Source organism: Pedobacter ginsengisoli (genome assembly GCF_030244015.1).
Lineage (GTDB): Bacteria > Bacteroidota > Bacteroidia > Sphingobacteriales > Sphingobacteriaceae > Pedobacter > Pedobacter ginsengisoli.
In genome coordinates this window covers 608,314-627,735 of sequence record NZ_JASSYX010000003.1, presented here as the reverse complement: position 1 = coordinate 627,735, position 19,422 = coordinate 608,314, and the positions used below count along the sequence as shown (strand labels likewise).

Sequence of the window (19,422 nt, the reverse complement as noted above, 5' to 3'; positions counted from 1 at the left end):
AAAAATGGACTACATGTCAAAAAGGTGCTTCTCTGCATGGTATGAAGAACGGACCAGCGGGCCGCTTTCTACATACTTCAGCCCTTTTGATAAACCAATTTCTTTGTACCTGGCAAACTGGTCCGGGTGGATCCAGTCTACTACCGGGTGATGGTTTCTTGTTGGCTGCAGGTATTGGCCCAGGGTCAGGATGTGGACACCATTGGCTACCAGATCGTCCATGGCTTCCAGTACGTCGTCTTCAGTTTCACCTAAGCCCAGCATGATTCCGGTTTTGGTTCTCAGCCCAAACTCAGAGATGCGTTTTAAGGCCTCGAGGCTCCTGTCATATTTGGCCTGGATGCGCACCTGTTTAGTGAGGCGTTTTACAGTTTCCACATTGTGGGACATCACTTCCGGTCTTTCCTCGAGTACGCGGTAGAGGTTGTCCCATATTCCCCTGAAATCAGGGATCAGGGTTTCCAGTGTGGTTTCCGGACTTTCTCTTCTGATGGCCTGTAAGGTTTCCGCCCAGATGATGGATCCGCCGTCTTTCAGGTCATCCCGGTCTACCGAAGTGATCACACAGTGTTTTACCTGCATCAGTTTTACTGAATTGGCCACCCTGTTAGGTTCATCAGTATCTACAGCCAGCGGTCTGCCGGTGGCCACAGCACAAAACGAACATGACCGGGTACAGATATTGCCCAGGATCATAAAGGTAGCCGTGCCGGCTCCCCAGCATTCTCCCATATTAGGGCAGTTGCCGCTTTCACAAATGGTATGGAGCTTATGCGTGTCCACCAAACTGCGTACCTGCGCATATTCTTTACCTACAGGAAGCTTTACTCTTAGCCAATCTGGTTTACGTTGTACTGGGTTTTCTGAAACAACCGGAAGTGCGATCATGCTGCAAAGTTACACAATAGGGTTTGAATTTTATAAATATGAAATGTTAGCAGGATGTAAATGTTCGGAGTTCTGATCCGGACTTAACATTTGGAACCCCATTTTTTAGCATTCAGGATTAGCTGTGGCGATACTTTTACGGATTCATACACCGGGCAGGTTAAGCCTTTTTTAAAAAACAGTAAGTTTAGCTATTATGAATATGAAATGTCTTTTTATCCTTTTGGGTTTGCTGTACTGCAATATGCTGCCCGCACAACAGCGAATGCCTATAGACCCGATGGCTACCAAAGAGACCATCGCCTTGTTCAATAACTTGTATAAGCTTTCCGAAAAACACACTTTGTTCGGTCATCAGCATGCTACAGAGTATGGTCATGGCTGGTCAGGGGATGCTGACCGTTCTGACGTGAAGTCCGTTGTCGGTACTCATCCGGCTGTGATCGGTGTTGACCTTTCGGACTTGTCGGGCAGGTCTGCTGCGGAGATCGAAAAAACAAAGTCAAAACTAAAAAAACTCGTGACGGATACCTATAACAGGGGCGGGGTGACCACTATTGCCTGGCATTTTTCCAACCCGGTGTCTGAAGGCGGGTTCTACTGGAAGGATTCTGTGTCATTGCCTGCGGTAAAATACATCATCCCGGGCGGAAAGGCGCATCAGCAATACACTGCTATACTAAAGACCATAGCGGACTGGGCCAAAAGCCTGAAAGGTAAAAACGGTGAAGCAATACCTGTAATTTTCCGTCCTTATCATGAGTTTGACGGGGACTGGTTCTGGTGGGGCAAATCGCACTGTACCCCGGACGAGTTCAGGGCTTTGTGGAAATTCACGGTATCTTACCTGCGGGACACGGCAGAGGTTCACAATTTTATTTATGCCTTTTCGCCGGACAATACTTTCAAAACTGAGGAACAGTACCTGGAGCGTTATCCGGGCAATGAATGGGTAGATCTGCTGGGCATGGACAATTATGGTGACATGGGCCGGGATGGGAAATATAATCTTGACGCTGCCATAAAAAAACTGCAGATCGTGTCAGCGCTCGCTGAAAAGAACGGAAAACTTGCCGCATTCACTGAAACCGGGCTGGAATCGCTGACCAACCCTGTCTGGTGGAACGATGTGCTGCTAAAGGTGATGAAAAGCGATAGGGTCAGACTGTGCTATGTGCTCGTGTGGCGCAATGATACCCACAGCCCTACTCATTTCTACGCCCCTTATCCGGGCCATCCAAACAACCCTGATTTTAAAAAATTTTATGATGATCCGTATACACTTTTTGAGAAAGACCTGAAAGGAATTTATAAATAGTATTTGTATATTAACGATTGACCCTTAGGGGGCGAAAGACAAAAGGGGAATGCAACGGAAACTAAAAATAGGTGTATGTATCTGGCTGGGCATGCTTTTAGGCATCACAGCAACGGCTCAGTACAATCAATATCAGTTTTCCCACCTGGACATCAACAACGGGCTTCCGCACAACGACGTCAACTGTTTTTATAAGGACGCAAAAGGATTCCTCTGGCTGGGTACAATGGCAGGTCTGGCACGCTATGATGGCTATAGCTTTAAGGTGTACCGGCACCGCGTCAGGAGCAAGTCCACCATTAGCGACAGCGATGTCCGCAATATTGCTGAGGGGCCGGATCAAAAGCTCTGGATTGAAACCCGCGCCGGACTGGATATTTATGACCCGGTGACAGAGCTGTTTGACCACAATATCCAACCGGAGCTGGAAAAATATGGCATCCCGGAAAGTTCGGTACTCACGCTGAAAAAGGGGCAATCAGGTTGTTTCTGGTTCATTTCTGAAACCACAGGATTGTACCGGTACAATCCTGCCACAAAAAAGACACTGCGAATTTCACATGAGATCCGCGGAGAAAATTCCATTTCCGCAAGCCCGGTAGTAGACCTTGCTGAAGACAAGGCCGGCAATGCATGGCTGATCCATGCGGAGGGTACACTTGAACTGCTCAAAAAGGGCACAGGGACGGTTACCCAGCGGATAGACCTTTCCAGTAAATTTTCTAACCGGGAAAGTGATACTTATCGTCTTTTTATAGACCAGCAGGGGCTGGTATGGATCTATGACATCTCCACATCAACAGGTGTTTACTATTTTGATCCTGCTAAAAACCTGCTGAAGAAGATCAGCAAAAACTCTGCTGACGTAAAACTCAATTCGGATATTGTAACTGGTATTATCCAGGACAATACCGGTAAGATATGGATCGGTACAGACCATGGCGGCATCAACCTGATTGACAAGAAGGATTTCAGTATCCGGTACCTGCTGAACAATGAGGACGACAGCAAGAGCCTGAGCCAGAACAGCATTTCAAGTATTTACTATGATAATCTGGGTATGGTGTGGATCGGTACTTTTAGAAAGGGCGTCAACTTTTACCACCCAAATGTCATCAAGTTCAACCTGATCAAACATTCTTCAGACCCGAATAGCCTGATTTACAGCGACGTTAACAGAATGGTTGAAGACAAACTGGGAAATATCTGGATTGGCACCAATGGAAGGGGACTGGTTTATTACAACCGGAAAACCAATAAGTTCAGGTCCTACAGGCATGACCCGGACAACCCGAACAGTCTGTCGCATGACGCTATAGTGGCCATCTACATTGACCGTTTTGAAAAGCTGTGGATCGGGACCTACACCGGCGGATTCGATTATATGGACAATGGCAAATTCATTCATTACAAATACAACGCCGCCGATCCGCAGAGCCTGAGCGACAATAAAGTATCAGATTTTCTCGAAGATTCCAGCGGCAGGTTCTGGATCGCGACAATGGGCGGGGGGCTGAACTTGTTTGACCGCAGGTCAAAGAAATTTAAACGTTATGGTCAGCACGATCAGCAGATCAGTTCAGACTATGTTTTTAAGGTCATTGAAGATTCAAAGCACAACATCTGGATCGGTACTTCCTATGGCATGAATGTATTGCCTAAGGGTGGTACAAAGTTCGTGCGGATGATCAACAATGCCAATAACGACAACAGCCTGGTCAATGACAACATCAACAGCTTTATTGAAGACAGCAAGGGTTATCTGTGGATTGGTACCCGGGACGGACTGAGTATTTACAATCCGGACACCCGGACCTTTTACAATTATACCGTGGAAAGCGGGCTGCCGGATAATAACATTATGGACATCCAGGAAGATGACAGTGGCGACTTTTGGGTGAGTACTTCCAATGGCCTGTCGCGGATCTCTGTCGATTATAAAAAAAAACTGGGGATCATATTTAAGAATTTTGATGAAAATGATGGTTTGCAGGGTAAGGAGTTTAACCGCATCGCTTCGGTAAAACTGAAGACCGGCGAGCTCGCTTTCGGCGGTGCTGACGGTATCAATATTTTTCATCCTGCCGATATAAAGACTTACAGCCACGCATTTAAACTGTTCATCACAGATTTTCAGCTGTTCAACAAAAGCGTCACTGCCAATGCGGCCATAGATGGCCGGGTGATCCTCAAGCAATCCATTTTTGATACCAGGAACATTACCCTGAGTCACGATCAAAACGTGTTTTCCATAGAATTTGCTTCTTTAAACTATATCGGTCCGCATAAGGTAAAGCACCAGTACATGCTGGAGGGCTTTGACAAGACCTGGATCCTCGCAGACAACAACCTGCGTAAGGCTACTTATACCAATCTGGATCCAGGCGACTATGTATTTAAAGTACGGGCTTCCAGTACCGAAGATCTTTCTAAAGCCATACCTGTGACCCTTAATATCAGGATATTGCATCCCTGGTATACTTCTACGCTGGCTTATATCTTATATTTTCTGCTTGGCGCCGCTGCCTTGTATTATTTCAGGCACCGGGGTATCCGGAAGCTCAAATTGCAGTTTGCAGCAGAACAGGAAAAAAAAGAAATACAGCGGCTGATCGAGCAGGAAAAGGTAGAGTCCCAAAGGTACAGGGAACTGGACGCAATGAAGATCAAGTTCCTGACCAATGTAAGCCATGAATTCAGGACGCCGCTTTCCCTGATACTTGCTCCGATAGACAAATTGCTCAAAGGGTCTTATGATCATCAGCTGAAAGAGCAGGTCTCGCTGATCCAGAAAAATGCGAAAAGGCTGCTCAACCTGGTCAACCAGTTACTGGATTTCAGAAAAATGGAGCTTAAAGAGATCAAGCTGCAAAAGCGACCGGGCGACATCATTTCTTTTATCCGCGACATCACTTACTCGTTTAAGGACATTGCCGAACAAAAAAATATCCAGCTCAGCTTCAATGCGGCTTACGAAATGCTGAAGGTTAATTTTGACCACGATAAAATAGAGCGCATCCTGTTCAACCTGCTGTCCAACAGTTTTAAATTTACCCTGGACAATGGTAAAATAAATGTTTCGGTTGATTGTATCATGGAAGACCAGTACATGGTCGAGATCAGGGTGCGGGATAGCGGGATTGGCATCGCCAAGGAAAAACAGGACAAGATTTTTGAGAGCTTTTTTCAGAATGACATTCCCGATTCGATCATCAACCAGGGCAGTGGTATCGGCCTGGCCATTACCAAAGAATTTGTAAAACTGCATGGCGGGGAGATCTTTCTGGAAAGTGATGAGGGTGTGGGCAGCTGTTTCACCATCCTGCTGCCCTTTGAAGAGCTCCGCGAACAAAAGAGCGGCCCGGAGAATTTTGTCGACAACCTCATTGCCGAAGAAAGTTTGGACGGTTCCCAAACCGTGCAGGTCACCATTTCTTCCAAAAAGGCCACCGTGATGCTGGTGGAAGATGATGCCGATCTGCGGTTTTACCTGAAGGACAATTTAAAAGAAGATTTTAATGTAATAGAGGCGGGAAATGGAAAGGAAGGCTGGCAGAAGGCGCTGTTCTATCACCCAAGCATTATCGTCAGCGACATATCGATGCCGGAAATGACCGGTATTGAGCTCTGTAAAAAGATCAGGTCAGACTCCAGGACCATGCAGATCCCGGTCATATTGCTGACGGCGTTAACCGGGGAGGAGCAAGAGCTTACCGGACTGGAGACCGGCGCCACAGACTACATGACCAAGCCTTTCAGCTTTGAGATCCTCAATTCCAAGATCAGGAACATCCTGGTTCAGCAGGATTCTTTTAGAAAGCTTTATCAAAAACAGGTGGAAGTGCAGCCCCTGACTGTGGAGATCGAAAGTCCCGATGAGCAATTTCTCCAGCAGGTACTGCAGGAGATAGAAAGGAACATCGACAACAGTAATTTTTCAGTAGACATGCTCAGTAATCTCCTGCTGGTGAGCAGGGTAACACTGTATAAGAGAATAGTTGCACTTACTGGTAAAACACCACTGGAATTTATCAAATCATACCGGCTGAAAAGGGCAGCGCAGCTTTTGGAGCAGGGCAAGCTGACGGTATCCCAGATTTGCTACAAGGTTGGGTTTAAGACCACGAAGAACTTTGTCAAATCGTTTAAAGAGGAGTTTGGTGTTTTGCCTTCAAAATATGCGGAACATTCCAATCAGTAGATTTTCAGGAACATTCTGCTTATATTAGTAAGCATTAACGCTCAATTATGAAAAAAATCCTGCTCTTTATCCTGGTCATCCAGGGCTTAACGACAGCGTCCGCTCAGAACAAATTGCTGATCTCCGGACAAATTACAGATGAAACCGGACAACCTCTTCCCGGTGCCGGTGTTTCCATTGGCGGTTTCCGGCTGGGAACAGTAGCCGACAGCACCGGACATTATCAGTTAAAAGTCGGCCCCGGAAATTATAATCTCATTTTTCAAATGCTGGGCTATATGACGGCAACAGCCAATCTGATAATGGACAATAAGCCGGTAATATTCAATATAAAGCTGAAGGAAAGTATAACCCGGCTCAGTGAAGTGGTCATCAGACCGGAGCGGCGTAATAAAAAATGGGAGAAAAGTTTCAGGGAAAGCTTTATAGGAATTACGCCAAACGCGAAAGCATGCAAGATACTTAACCCCGAAGTGCTGAGGTTTGAATACAATGCAGAAAAGAAAATTTTGACTGCCAGCACGAATGATTTGCTGGTCGTCGAAAATAAAGCACTTGGGTACCGCATCAAATATTTGCTTAAATACTTTCAAAAGGATGAGGGGACCGGTCTGGTCTTCTTTTATGGGTTTCCCACCTTTGAAGAGCTGAAAGGCACACCCAAACAAATGCAGCAATATGCGAAAAAAAGAGCAGAAGCTTATATGGGATCACCTGAGCATTTTTTCAGCGCGCTATATAAAGACACCCTGGAACCTGAGGGGTTTATGGTGAGGAACCTGGTCAAAAAGAAAAACCCGAGATTCATTCCGGAGAAGAAGTTAGACGAAACCCTGGTTCGGCTGTCTGAAAAAATGGAAGGCCCGAAGGGCTATATTCTAAATGATGTGCTGGTGATTTTGAAGAATAAAAGACGGGAAATGGATTCCGTTGAGGTACTTAGAGCCGGAGAGTTCTACATCAGCGGATTAGTCCGGCAAAAATCCGAAAACCTGAAAACCATCCGTTTTGACGGGGCGCTGTATGTTGTTTACACTCCTGAACGGGAAAGGAGTGCTTACCGTGACTCCGGATTTCGCATTGAGCGGCCCGAGGAGTATGCAGACTACCAGGTATCGGTAATCAATCATACTAACGGGGAATTGAGCTTTTATGCAGACGGAAGAATTTTTGATCCTGCTTCTGTGATCATCGAAGGTCATATGGCCTATGAGCGGATTGCGGATATGGTACCGAGAGATTACCTGGTAACAGATTATTAGGATAGCTGGTCGTTAAATCAACTCAAAGGAATGTTCAGCAAAACCAGCTGCTTCGAGCGGATGATGAGTGACAACCAGACAGGTAATTTTTAACTCCTCAAATAATACTTTCAGTTCGCTCATGATGTTATTTTTAAGCACATGATCCAGGGCCGAAAAAGGTTCGTCCATCAGCAAAAGTTTAGGTTTTGTGGCCAAGGCCCTCAAAATAGCCAGACGCTGCTGCTGACCCCCTGACAGGTGTTTGGGCTTGTGTGTCCTGAATGCGTCGAGCCTGCCCATTCTGATCAAACGGTCAATATATTGCGTATCGCCGGAACCGTAATGAAGGTGCTCGGTGACCGTCATATTTGGAAACAAGGCATAATCCTGAAATACAAAACCCACACTCCGTTTCTGAGGTTCCAGATTGATACTGGTACTGGTGTCCAGCCATACGTTTTTGTTTACCGTTATCTTTCCATACTCCGGCTTGATCAGACCGGCAATAATTTTCAAAAGTGTCGTTTTCCCTGCGCCGGAAGGGCCGGTAATTTGAGTAATACGCAGGTCATGAAATGAAGCACTGACCTCAATAAGGTCTGTTCCTGCGTAGGTCTTAACGCTTTTTTTTATATTGATCTCTATCATTCGAGCGGGCTTTTTGCGGACTTTCTGTTAAAAACAAAAACAGCCAGCACAATGATAAATGTGATCGAGAACAAAATCAGCGAGTAATAATTGGCATTGGCATATTGCATGCTCTCTACTGAGTCATAAATGGCGATCGAGGCCACTTTGGTTACGCCGGGAATATTTCCGCCAATCATCAGAACGACACCAAATTCGCCTAAAGTATGCGCAAATGTAAGGACGGCGGCTGTTAGCAACGAAGATTTGATATTGGGCAGCAGTATATACCACAAGGTTTCAAATTTTGATTTCCCCATGGTATAAGACGCCTCTTTGATCGAACCCGGCAGATGTATAAAAGCAGATTTGACGGGACTCACCATAAATGGCAGACTGTAAATTACCGAAGCCAGGATCAGGCCTTCAAAAGAAAATACCAGCCGAATGTCACAGTGTTCCTGCAACCATTTTCCCAAAGCATTTTGGGGACTGAATGCCAGTAACAGATAAAATCCGAGTACAGAAGGCGGCAATACCAAAGGCATGGTGATGATCGCCTCAATGAATAGTTTGGGAATGGAATCCCGGCCTGACAACCACCAGGCTATGGGCAGGCCGATCACAAAAAGTATCAGTGTGGTGATACAGGCAAGTTTCAGGCTCAGGAATATAGGTGTTAAATCCATTCTCGATAAAACTACGGAATTCTATAGCCATTTTTTACAAATAGTTGCCTGGCTGCCGGAGATTGAAGGTAGTTGAAAAATTTTATTGCTTTGTTGTAATTGCCTCTTTTAGCGTGAGCCAGTATGAGCATCCCTTGTTTTATTTCATCGTAAGCTTTATGGTCGACCTTCAGCCATTTGAGTTTTGCCGCGTCAGGGCTTTCGCAGATCAGTGCTTCAGTAGTAAAGCCTAAACTAACTGCTCCGGCAGCTATATAAGTATTCACCTGGGAGATGCTCTCTCCAAATACCATTTTGGTATTGATCTTGTCCCATAGTCCATAATTACGCAGGACCTGTCGGGCCGCTTTTCCATACGGCGCGAGCGCCGGGTTAGCTATAGCGATCTTGTTTACTTTGCCGGTAACTGATAAGCTTCTCCAGTTTTTTATATCAAGGCCGGAAGTACTGCATACAATTAAACTTCCCAGGGCATAGACTTTCGGCCGGTTAATTCCGAAACCTTCGTTATAAAGGGTTTTGGGAAATTCCATATCAGCGGAAAGAAAGACGTCGTATGGAGCCCCGTTTTTTATCTGAGCGGTCAGTTTTCCTGAGGAACCCACAATCACCTCGGTTTCAATTCCTGTTTTCTTTTTAAAATCTGCCTGCAGTGCCTTCATGACAAACTGCGCATTTGCTGCAACCGCAACCCGTAAAGGTTGTGCCTGCGTAGCCAGGGACCACATCAGAAACAGGAAGGGAAATATCTTTTTCATCTTATTGCCTGGCAAATTTAATCAAACGTACGGAAGCTAAATGTAATAAAAAGAACGGATGGGGACACCTTGCCTTCCTGTGGAATAAGTTCACTGGATTGCCCGGCAGACGGATATTAACATTTGAGTCCCCCTTTTTTAGCAATACGGCATTTGGTTGTCTCTAGTTTAGCATTCAGAAATCCTTCCCAGGGATCGCTTTTACTAAACCAAATATGACAACCAAAAATGAAAACGACAAGAACGAGTTGTAGTGAATGGATTTATCTCCTGTTCATCATCTTTACGCTAAGTGGCATTGCAAATTCCGTGCATGCCCAGACCAATGCCAGCCGAATAGTTTCCGGTGTAGTATCTGACGAAAGCGGAACAACACTGCCCGGAGCAGCGATATTGGTGAAAGGAACCAAAACCACGGCTTTAACCAATGCTGAAGGAAAATATTCTATCCTGGTTCCTTCTAATGCAAGTGTGCTGGTGGTTTCCTATGTAGGAATGGAACCAAAGGAAGTTGCGGTTGGGACCAGCAGCGTAATAAATGTAAACCTTCAGACTTCTACCTCTACTCTGGCGGATGTAGTGGTGATCGGCTACGGTACATTGCGCAAATCAGAAGTCACTTCGTCCATATCTTCTGTTTCACAAAAGGACATTAAGAATTTACCGGTTGCGGGTATAGACCAGGCCCTGCAGGGTAAGGTAGCCGGGGTGACCATCAATAACAACGGCGGCCAGCCTGGTGGCGGTGTTTCTGTGCGGATCAGGGGCCTGACTTCAACAGGTGAGAACAATGAACCTTTGTATGTAATAGACGGGGTACCCATGAACGCCAGGAGTACCACACTTGAACAAAATGTGCTGGGCGGCGGATCAGGGCAGATAGGCCAGAGTGTGCTGGCTACTTTAAACCCGGCCGACATTGAGACCATAGACATCCTGAAAGATGCATCGGCGCAAGCCATTTATGGTGCGCGTGGTGCCAATGGGGTGGTATTGATCAATACCAAGCGGGGCAAGGCCAATCAGGGCAAGATCACTTATGATTCTTATGTCGGCCTTGCCGAAATTCCAAAAAAACTTTCCGTAATGAACCTGCGCCAGAATGCGGAATACATGAATTCACTGGTTCAGGAGATCCGTTCGGTACCGGGAAGCGGGCTGGACAGCATCGCTGAATTTAGAAATCCTTCAGTGCTTGGAAATGGTACTGACTGGCAGGATGAGATCTACCGCCGGGGCTTTACCCAAAGTCACCAGCTGGCCTTTTCGGGCGGAACAGAAAAAACTCAGTTTTATTTTTCAGGAGGCTACCTGGACCAGAATGGAACCTTGATCAAGACCGGCTTTAAAAGGGTCACATTGCGTGCAAATATAGATCACCAGGCGACCAAGTGGCTGAAAACCGGTATCACTGCAAATTTATCACGTACAAATCAACAGATTGGTTTGTCTGATGGATTTGATGCCGTCACAAGTACAGTGTTGTACAATAGCCCTGCAACGCCTGTTAAGGATGTCAATGGCAATTTCATTTCACAAAATGTGATTGGCGGCGGCACTTTCGGGAATCCGAACAATCCTGTTGCACTCGCCAGTTTAAGAGATGTGACCAACCAGTCTTCCAAAGCTTTTGGAACTGTCTATGCAGATCTGCAGATCATCGATGGGCTGACCATCAGATCTGAAGGGAACTTTGATTTCAACCTGAGTAAAGACCGGGCCTTCCAGCCATATGTATATAATGAAGTCAGTAAGAATGTGATCCTGAGTCCCGCCAGGTTAAGGGACCAGCGTGCGAACAGCTTGTACTGGGCGCTCAAGAATTACGCAAATTATAATAAGAACTTTGGCCGGCACAATCTTGCCGCTACTGTGGGACATGAAGCTCAGCAATCTAAATATGATGCGATAGCGGGCAAGAGGGATAACCTGAAACTTAATATTCCAAACCTGAATGCCGGCGATGCCGGTGATACGCAGGACATTACCGCCAATGCATCAACATGGAGCATGGAGTCTGTATTTGCCAGGTTAAACTATACGTTTGACAACCGATATGCCATCAGCGGAACGCTGAGACGGGACGGCTCTTCAAATTTTGGTGAAGGCCATAAATGGGGAACTTTTCCTGCGGTATCTGCTTCGTGGACGGCAAGTAATGAGGCTTTCCTGAAAGAAAACAAATACATCGATTACCTGAAATTCAGATTTGGATATGGAGAGGTGGGTGGTCAGGACGCGGGTGCAGGGAATTTATATTCCGCAAACATTACACTTTTCCCTACTGCACCTTTCGGCGCCGGGGGATTACCTGCTAATGTAGCCAATGCGCTGATCACCTGGCAGTCTGTAAATACTTATAATGCCGGAATAGACCTGACTACCTGGAAGAAAAAACTGGAATTTAGTCTGGATGTGTACAAAAAGGTCACATCAGATATGCTTTTACCGACTCAGCTTGGTGCTTTCTCTGGTCTGGGTACTGCCTGGAATGACATTAAAACCCCGACCACCAATGACGGCCGGATGACCAATACGGGTTTTGATATCGGGTTGACTTCTTACAACATTCAAAGTGACAAATTTACCTGGAAGACCAATATTGTGTTCAGCAGGTACAAAAATATCCTGAACCGGATGAACGAGCCCGATGCGACACTGCAGGGTACGTTTGATGAGTATGGAACCAAATCATTGGTTACTTTGTCACAGCAAGGCCGTGCATTGGGTGCTTTCTATGGCTATGTGACGGATGGTTTGTTCCGGTCAGAAGCAGAACTTAACAACGGGGTGGATTATGGGTTGTCAAGGGCACCGGGAAGCTTGTGGCTGGGCGACATCAGGTTTAAGGACCTGAATGGCGACAACATCGTTAATGATCAGGATGTCACTGTAATCGGCAATCCCAATCCGGATTTTACTTTTGGCTTCACCAATACCTTCAGCTGGAAAGGGATCGACTTGTTGATATTCCTGTATGGCAGCCAGGGAGGGGATATTTTTAATTATTCCCGCCGCCAGACGGAGGCCATGAATTCTGCGTATGCCAACCAGCTGACCACGGTGCTCAACCGGTACAGCGCAACTAATCCAAACGGTAACCTGCCAAGATACAATCAATGGCATTCCAATAATACGAGGATCTCTGACCGGTACATTGAAGACGCATCCTATTTGAGGATTCAGAATGTAGCGCTGGGCTATAATCTGCCGAAATCGCTGATCAGCAAGATTAAACTCAATAATGCGAGATTCTATCTTTCTGTACAGAACCTTTACACGTTTACCGATTACTCAGGTTACGATCCGGAACTGGGTGCGATCAACAACAACATCAGGCTGATGAATATTGACAATGGCCATTATCCGGTACCAAGAACCTTTACTATTGGGACTAACATTGAGTTTTAACGCCTAAAAATTAAAATAATGAAAAGAAATAATCTCATCATCATATTTTTTGCCGCAGCTTTAACCGGAGTTGCCTGTAAAAAGAGCTTTTTGGACAACCCTTCTGAAACAGGGCCTACCACCGAAAATTATTATACAACGGCAGCCGAAGTCAACGGTGCCACCGGGCTTTTATACAATTCTGTATGGAACGACTGGTCTGATAAAGCCTTTATTTCTGTTGGGGACGTGCTGGGCGGTACCGTGACTGGTGTACAGGGAAATGCACAATACAATTCGTTCTATAATTTTAACATTCAAAGTACAGATGGATTGATCATGGATACCTGGAAATCCTGCTATAAGGCAGCAGGGCAGGCCTCTGTATTGATCCATACCTTCGAGGCCAAAAAATCACAGGTATCAAACCCGGCATTTCTTGATGTCGGCATTGCCGAAGCCAGGTTTATCCGCGGATTTGCCTACTTCTACATCGGTCGTGTATTCGGAGACGCACCGATCGTAGAGAATCCTGTAGAATTGACAAAGGCCGGAGCGCCCAAAACACCGCGCTACATTCAGAAGGATGTCCTGCGATTTGCCCTGGAGGATTTGAAGTTTGCGGAAGAACACCTTCCGGAGATCGCTACTCAGGACGGACGGGTGAACAAATATGCCGCAAAAGGAATGATGGCAAAGGTTTACTTGTACCTGAAAGACTATGAAAACGCAAAATTGAAAGCAAAAGAGGTGATCGATTATGCCAATACCACCAAGAGAATTGGCCTCCATCCTGATTACCAGGGAATGTTCACTTCCTCGGACATAGCCAATAAGAACAACAAAGAAATGTTGTTTTCTTTGAGGTGGCTGGCCTCTATGGGCTGGAACGGGGGAAACAGGTACATGTTGTATGTTGGGCCTCAGCCATTGCTGAAACCAAAACCAACGGGCGGAAACGGATACTCTGCTGTAGTACCATCGTTTGATATGCTCAACGCTGCAACAGGATATGCCACGGGGGATTTAAGAAGGAACTGGTCTGTAATGCAGCAGGGCTTTCACAGGGACGACTGGATCAATGACAATTTTCCCAATGGATTTACTTACGACACTACAGGTGCGACGAGCGATTTTAAAATCCAGACCGGTACACGGTCCAGCATTCAGAAATATGTAGTGGGACCAAACAGGGCAACGGAGGTGGTTACTTCAGATAGTCATAACAGCATTTCCACATATATTCTCCGCTATGCGGATGTATTGCTGATCTATGCGGAAGCAGTGCTGGCGGGTGGCGGTTCGACCAGTGACGCGACTGCGCTTGCGGCCTTTAACGAAGTGCATCAGCGTGCAGGCCTGGTGGCGGTGACCAACCTTACGCTGGATGGCATTCTTCATGAGCGTAAGGTGGAATTTGCCTTTGAGGGAGATTACTGGTTTGACATCCAGAGACAAGGATTTGCTAAAGCACAACAGATGATAGCCGCACAGGAGCGTGGGACATTAGGCGGAAATGGTCAGCTGACCAGCTTTAAGGCCACGCTCACGTCGGCAAAGCAATTGTACCTGCCGGTACCGCAACCTGAAACAGTGATTAATCCTTTATTGCTGGAACCAGCAGTAGCTTATTATAAATAGTTATGAAAACGATTAAAAGTTTAAATGTATTTCTGCTGGCATGCCTGGCGGGAATAGTCATGCTGGCTGGCTGTACCAAGGAAGAACAGTCGCAAAGCAAGGCCTCAAATAACCCTGTGGCGAATAAGCTTGACCCTGAAAAGGCAAGCGGCAATACCGTACTGACCATTACCGGAAGCGGTTTGGGTGACATGACGAGTATTGTTTTTGAGAAGGGTGATGTGCCTGCTTCTTTCAATCCGGTACTGAACACCGATAATGCCATTATATTCAGGGTACCTGATACCGCAAATGGCGGTCTGCAGAACATTATACTCACCAACAGGCTTGGGGCACAGGTCAAAGTGCCGTTTAATGTGGTTGCCCTTCCATTGGTCAATACGGCCTCCAACTATAATTTTACGGCGGATACGGAGATCACGCTCGATGGAAATAACCTGGCGGACGTGACCAGTGTAACCCTTGATGGAACTACTGTTTCGGCTACTATTGTATCGCAGACCAAAAAGCAAATGGTGATTAAAATGCCGGCAACCACCGTCAATAGCGCCAAACTGGTGATCACGAACTCTACGGGTCCGGTAACGACTTCACAGGTGTTTGTGAACCTGGACAATGCATATAAGATCTTTACGGACGAATACGGCAATGGCTTTGAGAATGGATCCTGGGGACCGGCCTCTGTTTCCACAGAGTTCGCAAAGTCAGGCACTAAATCTTTCAAAGCAGGATATAATAAAGGCAACTGGAGTGCTGATGGGTTTGCCAACTGGAACGGGATCGCCGCTATGCCTGCGTATAATTTCCTTTCATTTTGGGTGAAGGGGGCCTCCCAGGACTATACCCTGTACGTGACCGGCGATGCCCGGGCCGGGGGTTATGGGAATTCGGACAGAAGTGTTCCGATCACTGTTCCTGCAAAAGTTTGGACTTACTTCAAGATCCCGATGACAACACTGGAGCTTTGGAAAAAGGGACCGATGAAGCAGCTTGGGTTTTGGATTGAAGGGCCTGAGAAACAGGATGAAGCGTTTTATTTTGATGACGTGATCCTGGTGAAATAGATTTAAAGATAGATTTAAGGGGCTCAGGCCCCTTTTTTTATTTCCAGTCCAGTTTCAGTAAGGAGACCGCTTGTCTGGGCAGTTCAATGTTCAGCAGGATACTGCCTGATTTTACCTGCATTTGCCGGGGTTTGCCCAGGGTCTGCAACTGCCCTGCCTGCTCCAGTTCACTGATCTGGGCTGCGGTCGGGTTTTGCGGGGAGCCCATTTTCTTCCATACTTCATAGGAGTTGCTGTGTTTATCGTCAATCCGGTAGTGTGTGACTATGACCGTCTTTACCGCAAGGTTATTGATCTTTATATTGACTGGTTCTGCAGGCCCCTGGAGGTCATTGTCATGATAACTCCAGACCATCACAGCGGCTGCCTTCTTGTCTTTTGATGCCAGTACTCCGATGTCGGTCCGGGCTCCCCGGATGCTGGAATCCAGTACCTTTTTGAGCGGGTACATCCGGTTGCTGAGGGCCAGGACACGGCTGCCGCTCATTTTACCAAACATCCGGAAAACGTTGAGTACAGGCTTATCTACACCATTGGTAGCCAGGTCGCGGAAACCAAAGAACCAGGGCTGGTTTTCAAACTCAAACGACCAGGATACGGCGCCTTTGAAGTTGATACCGTATTCGTCTTCCAGTTCATACTTGCGGGCAAATGTCGCTGCGGTATAACTAGAATACATCGTGCCGTTGCGGTAGGCGTTGGATGGGTTGGTTGCCATGCCGCATGCCGCACAGCCTTCGGGGTCAGATTCTCCGATGATCAGCGGGATATTTTTTGTCCGGGGATAGGAAGCCGCGATGCGGAACCCGGTGGCAATGTCGTTTAACTGCGGTGCCATGTTCATTTGTACCATTCCTTTGAGCAGTTTCGGCGAGCCCTTGGCATGAAAGCTCAGGAGATCCAGCGGTGAGCCGATTTTTCCTGTCGCATAATTGGTATCTACAGTACAATGTTTGATAAAGGCGTTGAGCCATTGCTGTGCGCCTTTGCTTCCTGTCCCCGCAATATTTAGTCCGCCGATCTTTGCAGTTGGCAAGGCTCTTTTTACGCCGTCAGCGGCATAGTCATACAGCTTGAAGAATTCCTGTTGTGTGCCTTTCCAATAACCGTTTGGTTCATTCCAGACTTCCCAGTACCAGCTTTCTACTTCCTTTTTGCCATAACGCTCTACACTGTGTTTGACCCAGTTGTAGACCAGGTCACCCCATTTTTTATAATCTTTGGGTGGGTAGGCCCATCCTGTAAATATATCGGAGTAATTGTCGCCGGGTTTCCAGTGGTGTCTGTAGGGCTCAGGGTGAGTTGATAGTGCCTGTGGCATAAAGCCGATCTGGGCAAACGGCTTCATGCCACGTTTTACATAGGTGTCAAAAATACTGTCGATGATCTTCCAGCTGTAAATGGGGTTGCCATTGGCATCTTCTGTATAGGCATTGGTAGATCCCCACTTTAACGCGGCCTCTCCGTCGCCTGTTACCAATAAACTGTGCGCCCGCACATACACAGGAACAGGGCTCAGGGCTGCGATTTCGGACAGCAGTTTTTTGCCGTCCTTCATGTAGGTGTAGTTGGGTTCGTCATATCCAAACCACGCCCACACAGGTTTCATTGGAGCTTTTTCTTTCGCCAGATCAATGCTGATCTCTGCGGGGTCTGCCGCCGGGTTTTGGGCGTACGTATACAATGCTGTAACAGACAGCCAGCTTAAGATCAGAAATTTTGAAGTTTTTAACATAACAGGGGCTTATCTGATTAACAATAAGCCCTGTTAAGATACTTTTATTTGGAGAATTTTATTGTAACAAAGCTATCAGTAACGCTGACGTTCCAGCTCTGTCCTGAATTTATCTTTGACATCCTTTGCTTTTTCCATCCATTCAGGAGCTTTATCTTTGATATTGTCCATTATAGACCTTCCAGTTTCGTCTTTCTTGGTAATGTATTTGATTGCGCCATATACTGCGGCACCGATCAAAGAAGTTTTAAATAATCCCATGGTTCGTGTTTTTTTAATAAAACCCCGTAATCAGGAATTTGTTTTAACAACTTCGGCAACTTCATCTGCCGATATGTCACTGTGCGAGGCGTCAAGGATACAATCCCCATCCTTGATCAGCAGGATCTGAGGGGATTCGTGGTGTACCTGGAAGGTTTCTGCGATTTGCGAAGAAATGTTGCGGTAGCTGATCAGATCCAAAAAGTATAGTGAGGTATCGGCGGGGATGGCCTCCCAGTCCATTTCAAACCGTCTTTTGGCCATGGCGCTTACTGAACAGCGGGTACTGTGCTTAAAGATTAAACTGTAACCTGGTTGTTGTTTTATTTCACCGATCTGGGTTGGATCGGTAATGTCTTTCCACTGCATCTGATATCTTTCTAAAGGTTATTTTTGAATTAACCCCTTCTTCTTTTACCCTCTGGATACGAACTGTATGCCGGGCAAAGACGACTGGAGCATGCTTCTAAAATAGTTATGGCAAAAAATACGCCAATTAACAAGATAGCTACTTTCTTCATTTGTCTGGAGTTTTGATATATATTACTAAGCTACAGTTTTTTGAAGAAAGTATCAAAGTATTTTAAATGGTTGCTGCCAGCTCTGCCATTTTTAACGCGGTTATGGCGGCTTCATCACCTTTGTTGCCATGTTTGCCTCCGGCGCGGTCTATCGCCTGCTGTTGATCGTTTGTAGTCAGCACACCGAATATCACCGGTTTGCTGTGCTTGATGCTTACGTTGGTAATGCCCTGAGCGACCGCATCGCAAATGAAATCAAAGTGTTTGGTGTCTCCCTGGATCACGCAGCCCAGGCAGATCACGGCATCCAGGTCCGGATGTTTCCTAAGCAGGATATCTGCTGCGGAAGTCAGTTCAAAACTGCCGGCCACGGCTACAGAAAGAATGTTGCTTTCTGCTACTCCGTGTTTGATCAATGTTTGGAATGCGCCATTGTAAAGGCTTCCTGTGATTTCTGCATTCCATTCCGCAACGGCTATCGCTATTTTGTAAGGATTGCCGTTTGGTACAGTGGTATGAGAGAAATCGGATAGGTTTTTTAATTGTGTTGCCATGTCGGATGCAAATCTAGCGAAAAAGTATAAACGTAATGTCAGCAGCAGATGATATTTTGTGGGGGGCATGTTCTTCGCAAATCAATAGCATAAGCGCATCTCCGGCGCACCTGGTTCGGAAACCGGGTACCTTTTTCCGAACCAGGTATTGAAAAGGTGTGGAGGAGGTGTGTCTGACAGTATACTATACAAGTACTCATTCATGACTACATCATTTTTGATAATGCCGGATTTGACAATGATGAGGCAGTTTTATTTTGCTTGAAAGATCATTTTATGAAAAGCAAAGTATACGTGAGAATTGGAGAGTCAGAGAATTAAAAAGGCAAATTAGCGCCTCACTGTTCCTGAGGCTCGCAACCTCCAAAAAACAAACACCAGGTTCTTGAGCTTGCCAAACAAGGTAAGACGATAGTTCATCCGACTAATATCATTCGTGATCCATATATACTGGATTTTTTGAAGATACCAGAACCCCATAATTACATAGAGTCTAAATTAGGAAAGAATTATTCGGTTAGAGAAAATAAT

At 46.2% G+C, this 19,422-nt stretch carries 14 protein-coding genes; 6 read left to right on the top strand and 8 right to left on the bottom strand.

The genetic code is table 11. The annotated features are described in order from the left end of the window. Positions 1–9 precede the first annotated feature (9 nt). On the bottom strand, positions 10–888 hold the full coding sequence (lipA, locus tag QEP08_RS14940) for a lipoyl synthase (protein WP_285059206.1): 879 nt from the start codon (positions 886–888) through the stop codon (positions 10–12). Between the two features lie 202 nt (positions 889–1,090). Here lipA and QEP08_RS14935 point away from each other — a divergent pair, with 202 nt between their 5' ends. From QEP08_RS14935 to QEP08_RS14925, 3 genes are read left to right on the top strand one after another with little or no spacing between them, the layout of a single operon-like run. Then, positions 1,091–2,206, top strand: coding sequence for a glycoside hydrolase family 26 protein (locus QEP08_RS14935; protein ID WP_285059205.1), 1,116 nt, complete (start codon positions 1,091–1,093; stop codon positions 2,204–2,206). 49 nt (positions 2,207–2,255) lie between these two features. Next, positions 2,256–6,407, top strand: a complete 4,152-nt coding sequence (locus QEP08_RS14930) for a hybrid sensor histidine kinase/response regulator transcription factor (RefSeq protein WP_285059204.1) — start codon at positions 2,256–2,258, stop codon at positions 6,405–6,407. A 47-nt stretch (positions 6,408–6,454) separates the two neighbouring features. Then, positions 6,455–7,669, top strand: a complete 1,215-nt coding sequence (locus QEP08_RS14925; RefSeq protein WP_285059203.1) for a carboxypeptidase-like regulatory domain-containing protein — start codon at positions 6,455–6,457, stop codon at positions 7,667–7,669. Positions 7,670–7,681: 12 nt separating this feature from the next. Here the strand turns inward: QEP08_RS14925 and QEP08_RS14920 are convergent, their stop codons facing one another. From QEP08_RS14920 to modA, 3 genes are read right to left on the bottom strand one after another with little or no spacing between them, the layout of a single operon-like run. Continuing rightward, a complete protein-coding gene (locus QEP08_RS14920) occupies positions 7,682–8,299 on the bottom strand; it encodes an ATP-binding cassette domain-containing protein (protein WP_285059201.1) in 618 nt (205 codons plus the stop codon). Then, positions 8,296–8,967, bottom strand: coding sequence for a molybdate ABC transporter permease subunit (gene modB, locus QEP08_RS14915; protein ID WP_285059199.1), 672 nt, complete (start codon positions 8,965–8,967; stop codon positions 8,296–8,298). Before modB ends, QEP08_RS14920 begins: the two co-directional genes overlap by 4 nt. Positions 8,968–8,978: 11 nt before the next feature. Further along, positions 8,979–9,725: a molybdate ABC transporter substrate-binding protein gene (gene modA / locus QEP08_RS14910; protein ID WP_285059198.1), complete on the bottom strand. Its 747-nt coding sequence runs from the start codon at positions 9,723–9,725 to the stop codon at positions 8,979–8,981. 228 nt (positions 9,726–9,953) lie between these two features. On the opposite strand from modA, the gene QEP08_RS14905 reads away from it, so the two are divergent. From QEP08_RS14905 to QEP08_RS14895, 3 genes are read left to right on the top strand one after another with little or no spacing between them, the layout of a single operon-like run. Continuing rightward, positions 9,954–13,136, top strand: coding sequence for a SusC/RagA family TonB-linked outer membrane protein (locus QEP08_RS14905; RefSeq protein ID WP_285059197.1), 3,183 nt, complete (start codon positions 9,954–9,956; stop codon positions 13,134–13,136). A gap of 18 nt (positions 13,137–13,154) precedes the next feature. After that, positions 13,155–14,756 (top strand): RagB/SusD family nutrient uptake outer membrane protein, encoded by a 1,602-nt coding sequence (locus QEP08_RS14900; protein WP_285059196.1) that lies wholly within the window; start codon positions 13,155–13,157, stop codon positions 14,754–14,756. A gap of 2 nt (positions 14,757–14,758) precedes the next feature. Beyond that, entirely contained in the window at positions 14,759–15,820 is a 1,062-nt protein-coding gene (locus QEP08_RS14895; RefSeq protein WP_285059195.1) for an IPT/TIG domain-containing protein, read from the top strand. A gap of 37 nt (positions 15,821–15,857) precedes the next feature. Here the strand turns inward: QEP08_RS14895 and QEP08_RS14890 are convergent, their stop codons facing one another. The 4 genes from QEP08_RS14890 to ribH all read right to left on the bottom strand — a co-directional run bounded on the left by QEP08_RS14890 (position 15,858) and on the right by ribH (position 18,891). Beyond that, positions 15,858–17,555 carry a GH39 family glycosyl hydrolase gene (locus tag QEP08_RS14890; protein ID WP_285059194.1) on the bottom strand — a complete coding sequence of 566 codons (1,698 nt, stop codon included), beginning with the start codon at positions 17,553–17,555 and terminating at the stop codon, positions 15,858–15,860. Positions 17,556–17,630: 75 nt separating this feature from the next. Beyond that, positions 17,631–17,816 (bottom strand): YtxH domain-containing protein, encoded by a 186-nt coding sequence (locus QEP08_RS14885; protein ID WP_285059193.1) that lies wholly within the window; start codon positions 17,814–17,816, stop codon positions 17,631–17,633. Positions 17,817–17,846: 30 nt separating this feature from the next. After that, positions 17,847–18,185, bottom strand: coding sequence for a bacillithiol system redox-active protein YtxJ (gene ytxJ, locus QEP08_RS14880; protein WP_285059191.1), 339 nt, complete (start codon positions 18,183–18,185; stop codon positions 17,847–17,849). Positions 18,186–18,399: 214 nt separating this feature from the next. Continuing rightward, a complete protein-coding gene (gene ribH, locus QEP08_RS14875) occupies positions 18,400–18,891 on the bottom strand; it encodes a 6,7-dimethyl-8-ribityllumazine synthase (RefSeq protein WP_285059189.1) in 492 nt (163 codons plus the stop codon). Positions 18,892–19,422 lie beyond the last annotated feature (531 nt).

Bases quoted from the DNA above. Each gene is read 5' to 3' on its own strand.
- modB (WP_285059199.1), bottom strand. From the start codon at position 8,967: ATGGATTTAACACCTATATTCCTGAGCCTGAAACTTGCCTGTATCACC.
- QEP08_RS14930 (WP_285059204.1), top strand. From the start codon at position 2,256: ATGCAACGGAAACTAAAAATAGGTGTATGTATCTGGCTGGGCATGCTT.
- QEP08_RS14905 (WP_285059197.1), top strand. From the start codon at position 9,954: ATGAAAACGACAAGAACGAGTTGTAGTGAATGGATTTATCTCCTGTTC.
- QEP08_RS14935 (WP_285059205.1), top strand. From the start codon at position 1,091: ATGAAATGTCTTTTTATCCTTTTGGGTTTGCTGTACTGCAATATGCTG.
- ytxJ (WP_285059191.1), bottom strand. From the start codon at position 18,185: ATGCAGTGGAAAGACATTACCGATCCAACCCAGATCGGTGAAATAAAA.
- lipA (WP_285059206.1), bottom strand. From the start codon at position 888: ATGATCGCACTTCCGGTTGTTTCAGAAAACCCAGTACAACGTAAACCA.
- modA (WP_285059198.1), bottom strand. From the start codon at position 9,725: ATGAAAAAGATATTTCCCTTCCTGTTTCTGATGTGGTCCCTGGCTACG.
- QEP08_RS14890 (WP_285059194.1), bottom strand. From the start codon at position 17,555: ATGTTAAAAACTTCAAAATTTCTGATCTTAAGCTGGCTGTCTGTTACA.
- QEP08_RS14900 (WP_285059196.1), top strand. From the start codon at position 13,155: ATGAAAAGAAATAATCTCATCATCATATTTTTTGCCGCAGCTTTAACC.
- QEP08_RS14925 (WP_285059203.1), top strand. From the start codon at position 6,455: ATGAAAAAAATCCTGCTCTTTATCCTGGTCATCCAGGGCTTAACGACA.
- QEP08_RS14920 (WP_285059201.1), bottom strand. From the start codon at position 8,299: ATGATAGAGATCAATATAAAAAAAAGCGTTAAGACCTACGCAGGAACA.
- QEP08_RS14895 (WP_285059195.1), top strand. From the start codon at position 14,759: ATGAAAACGATTAAAAGTTTAAATGTATTTCTGCTGGCATGCCTGGCG.
- QEP08_RS14885 (WP_285059193.1), bottom strand. From the start codon at position 17,816: ATGGGATTATTTAAAACTTCTTTGATCGGTGCCGCAGTATATGGCGCA.
- ribH (WP_285059189.1), bottom strand. From the start codon at position 18,891: ATGGCAACACAATTAAAAAACCTATCCGATTTCTCTCATACCACTGTA.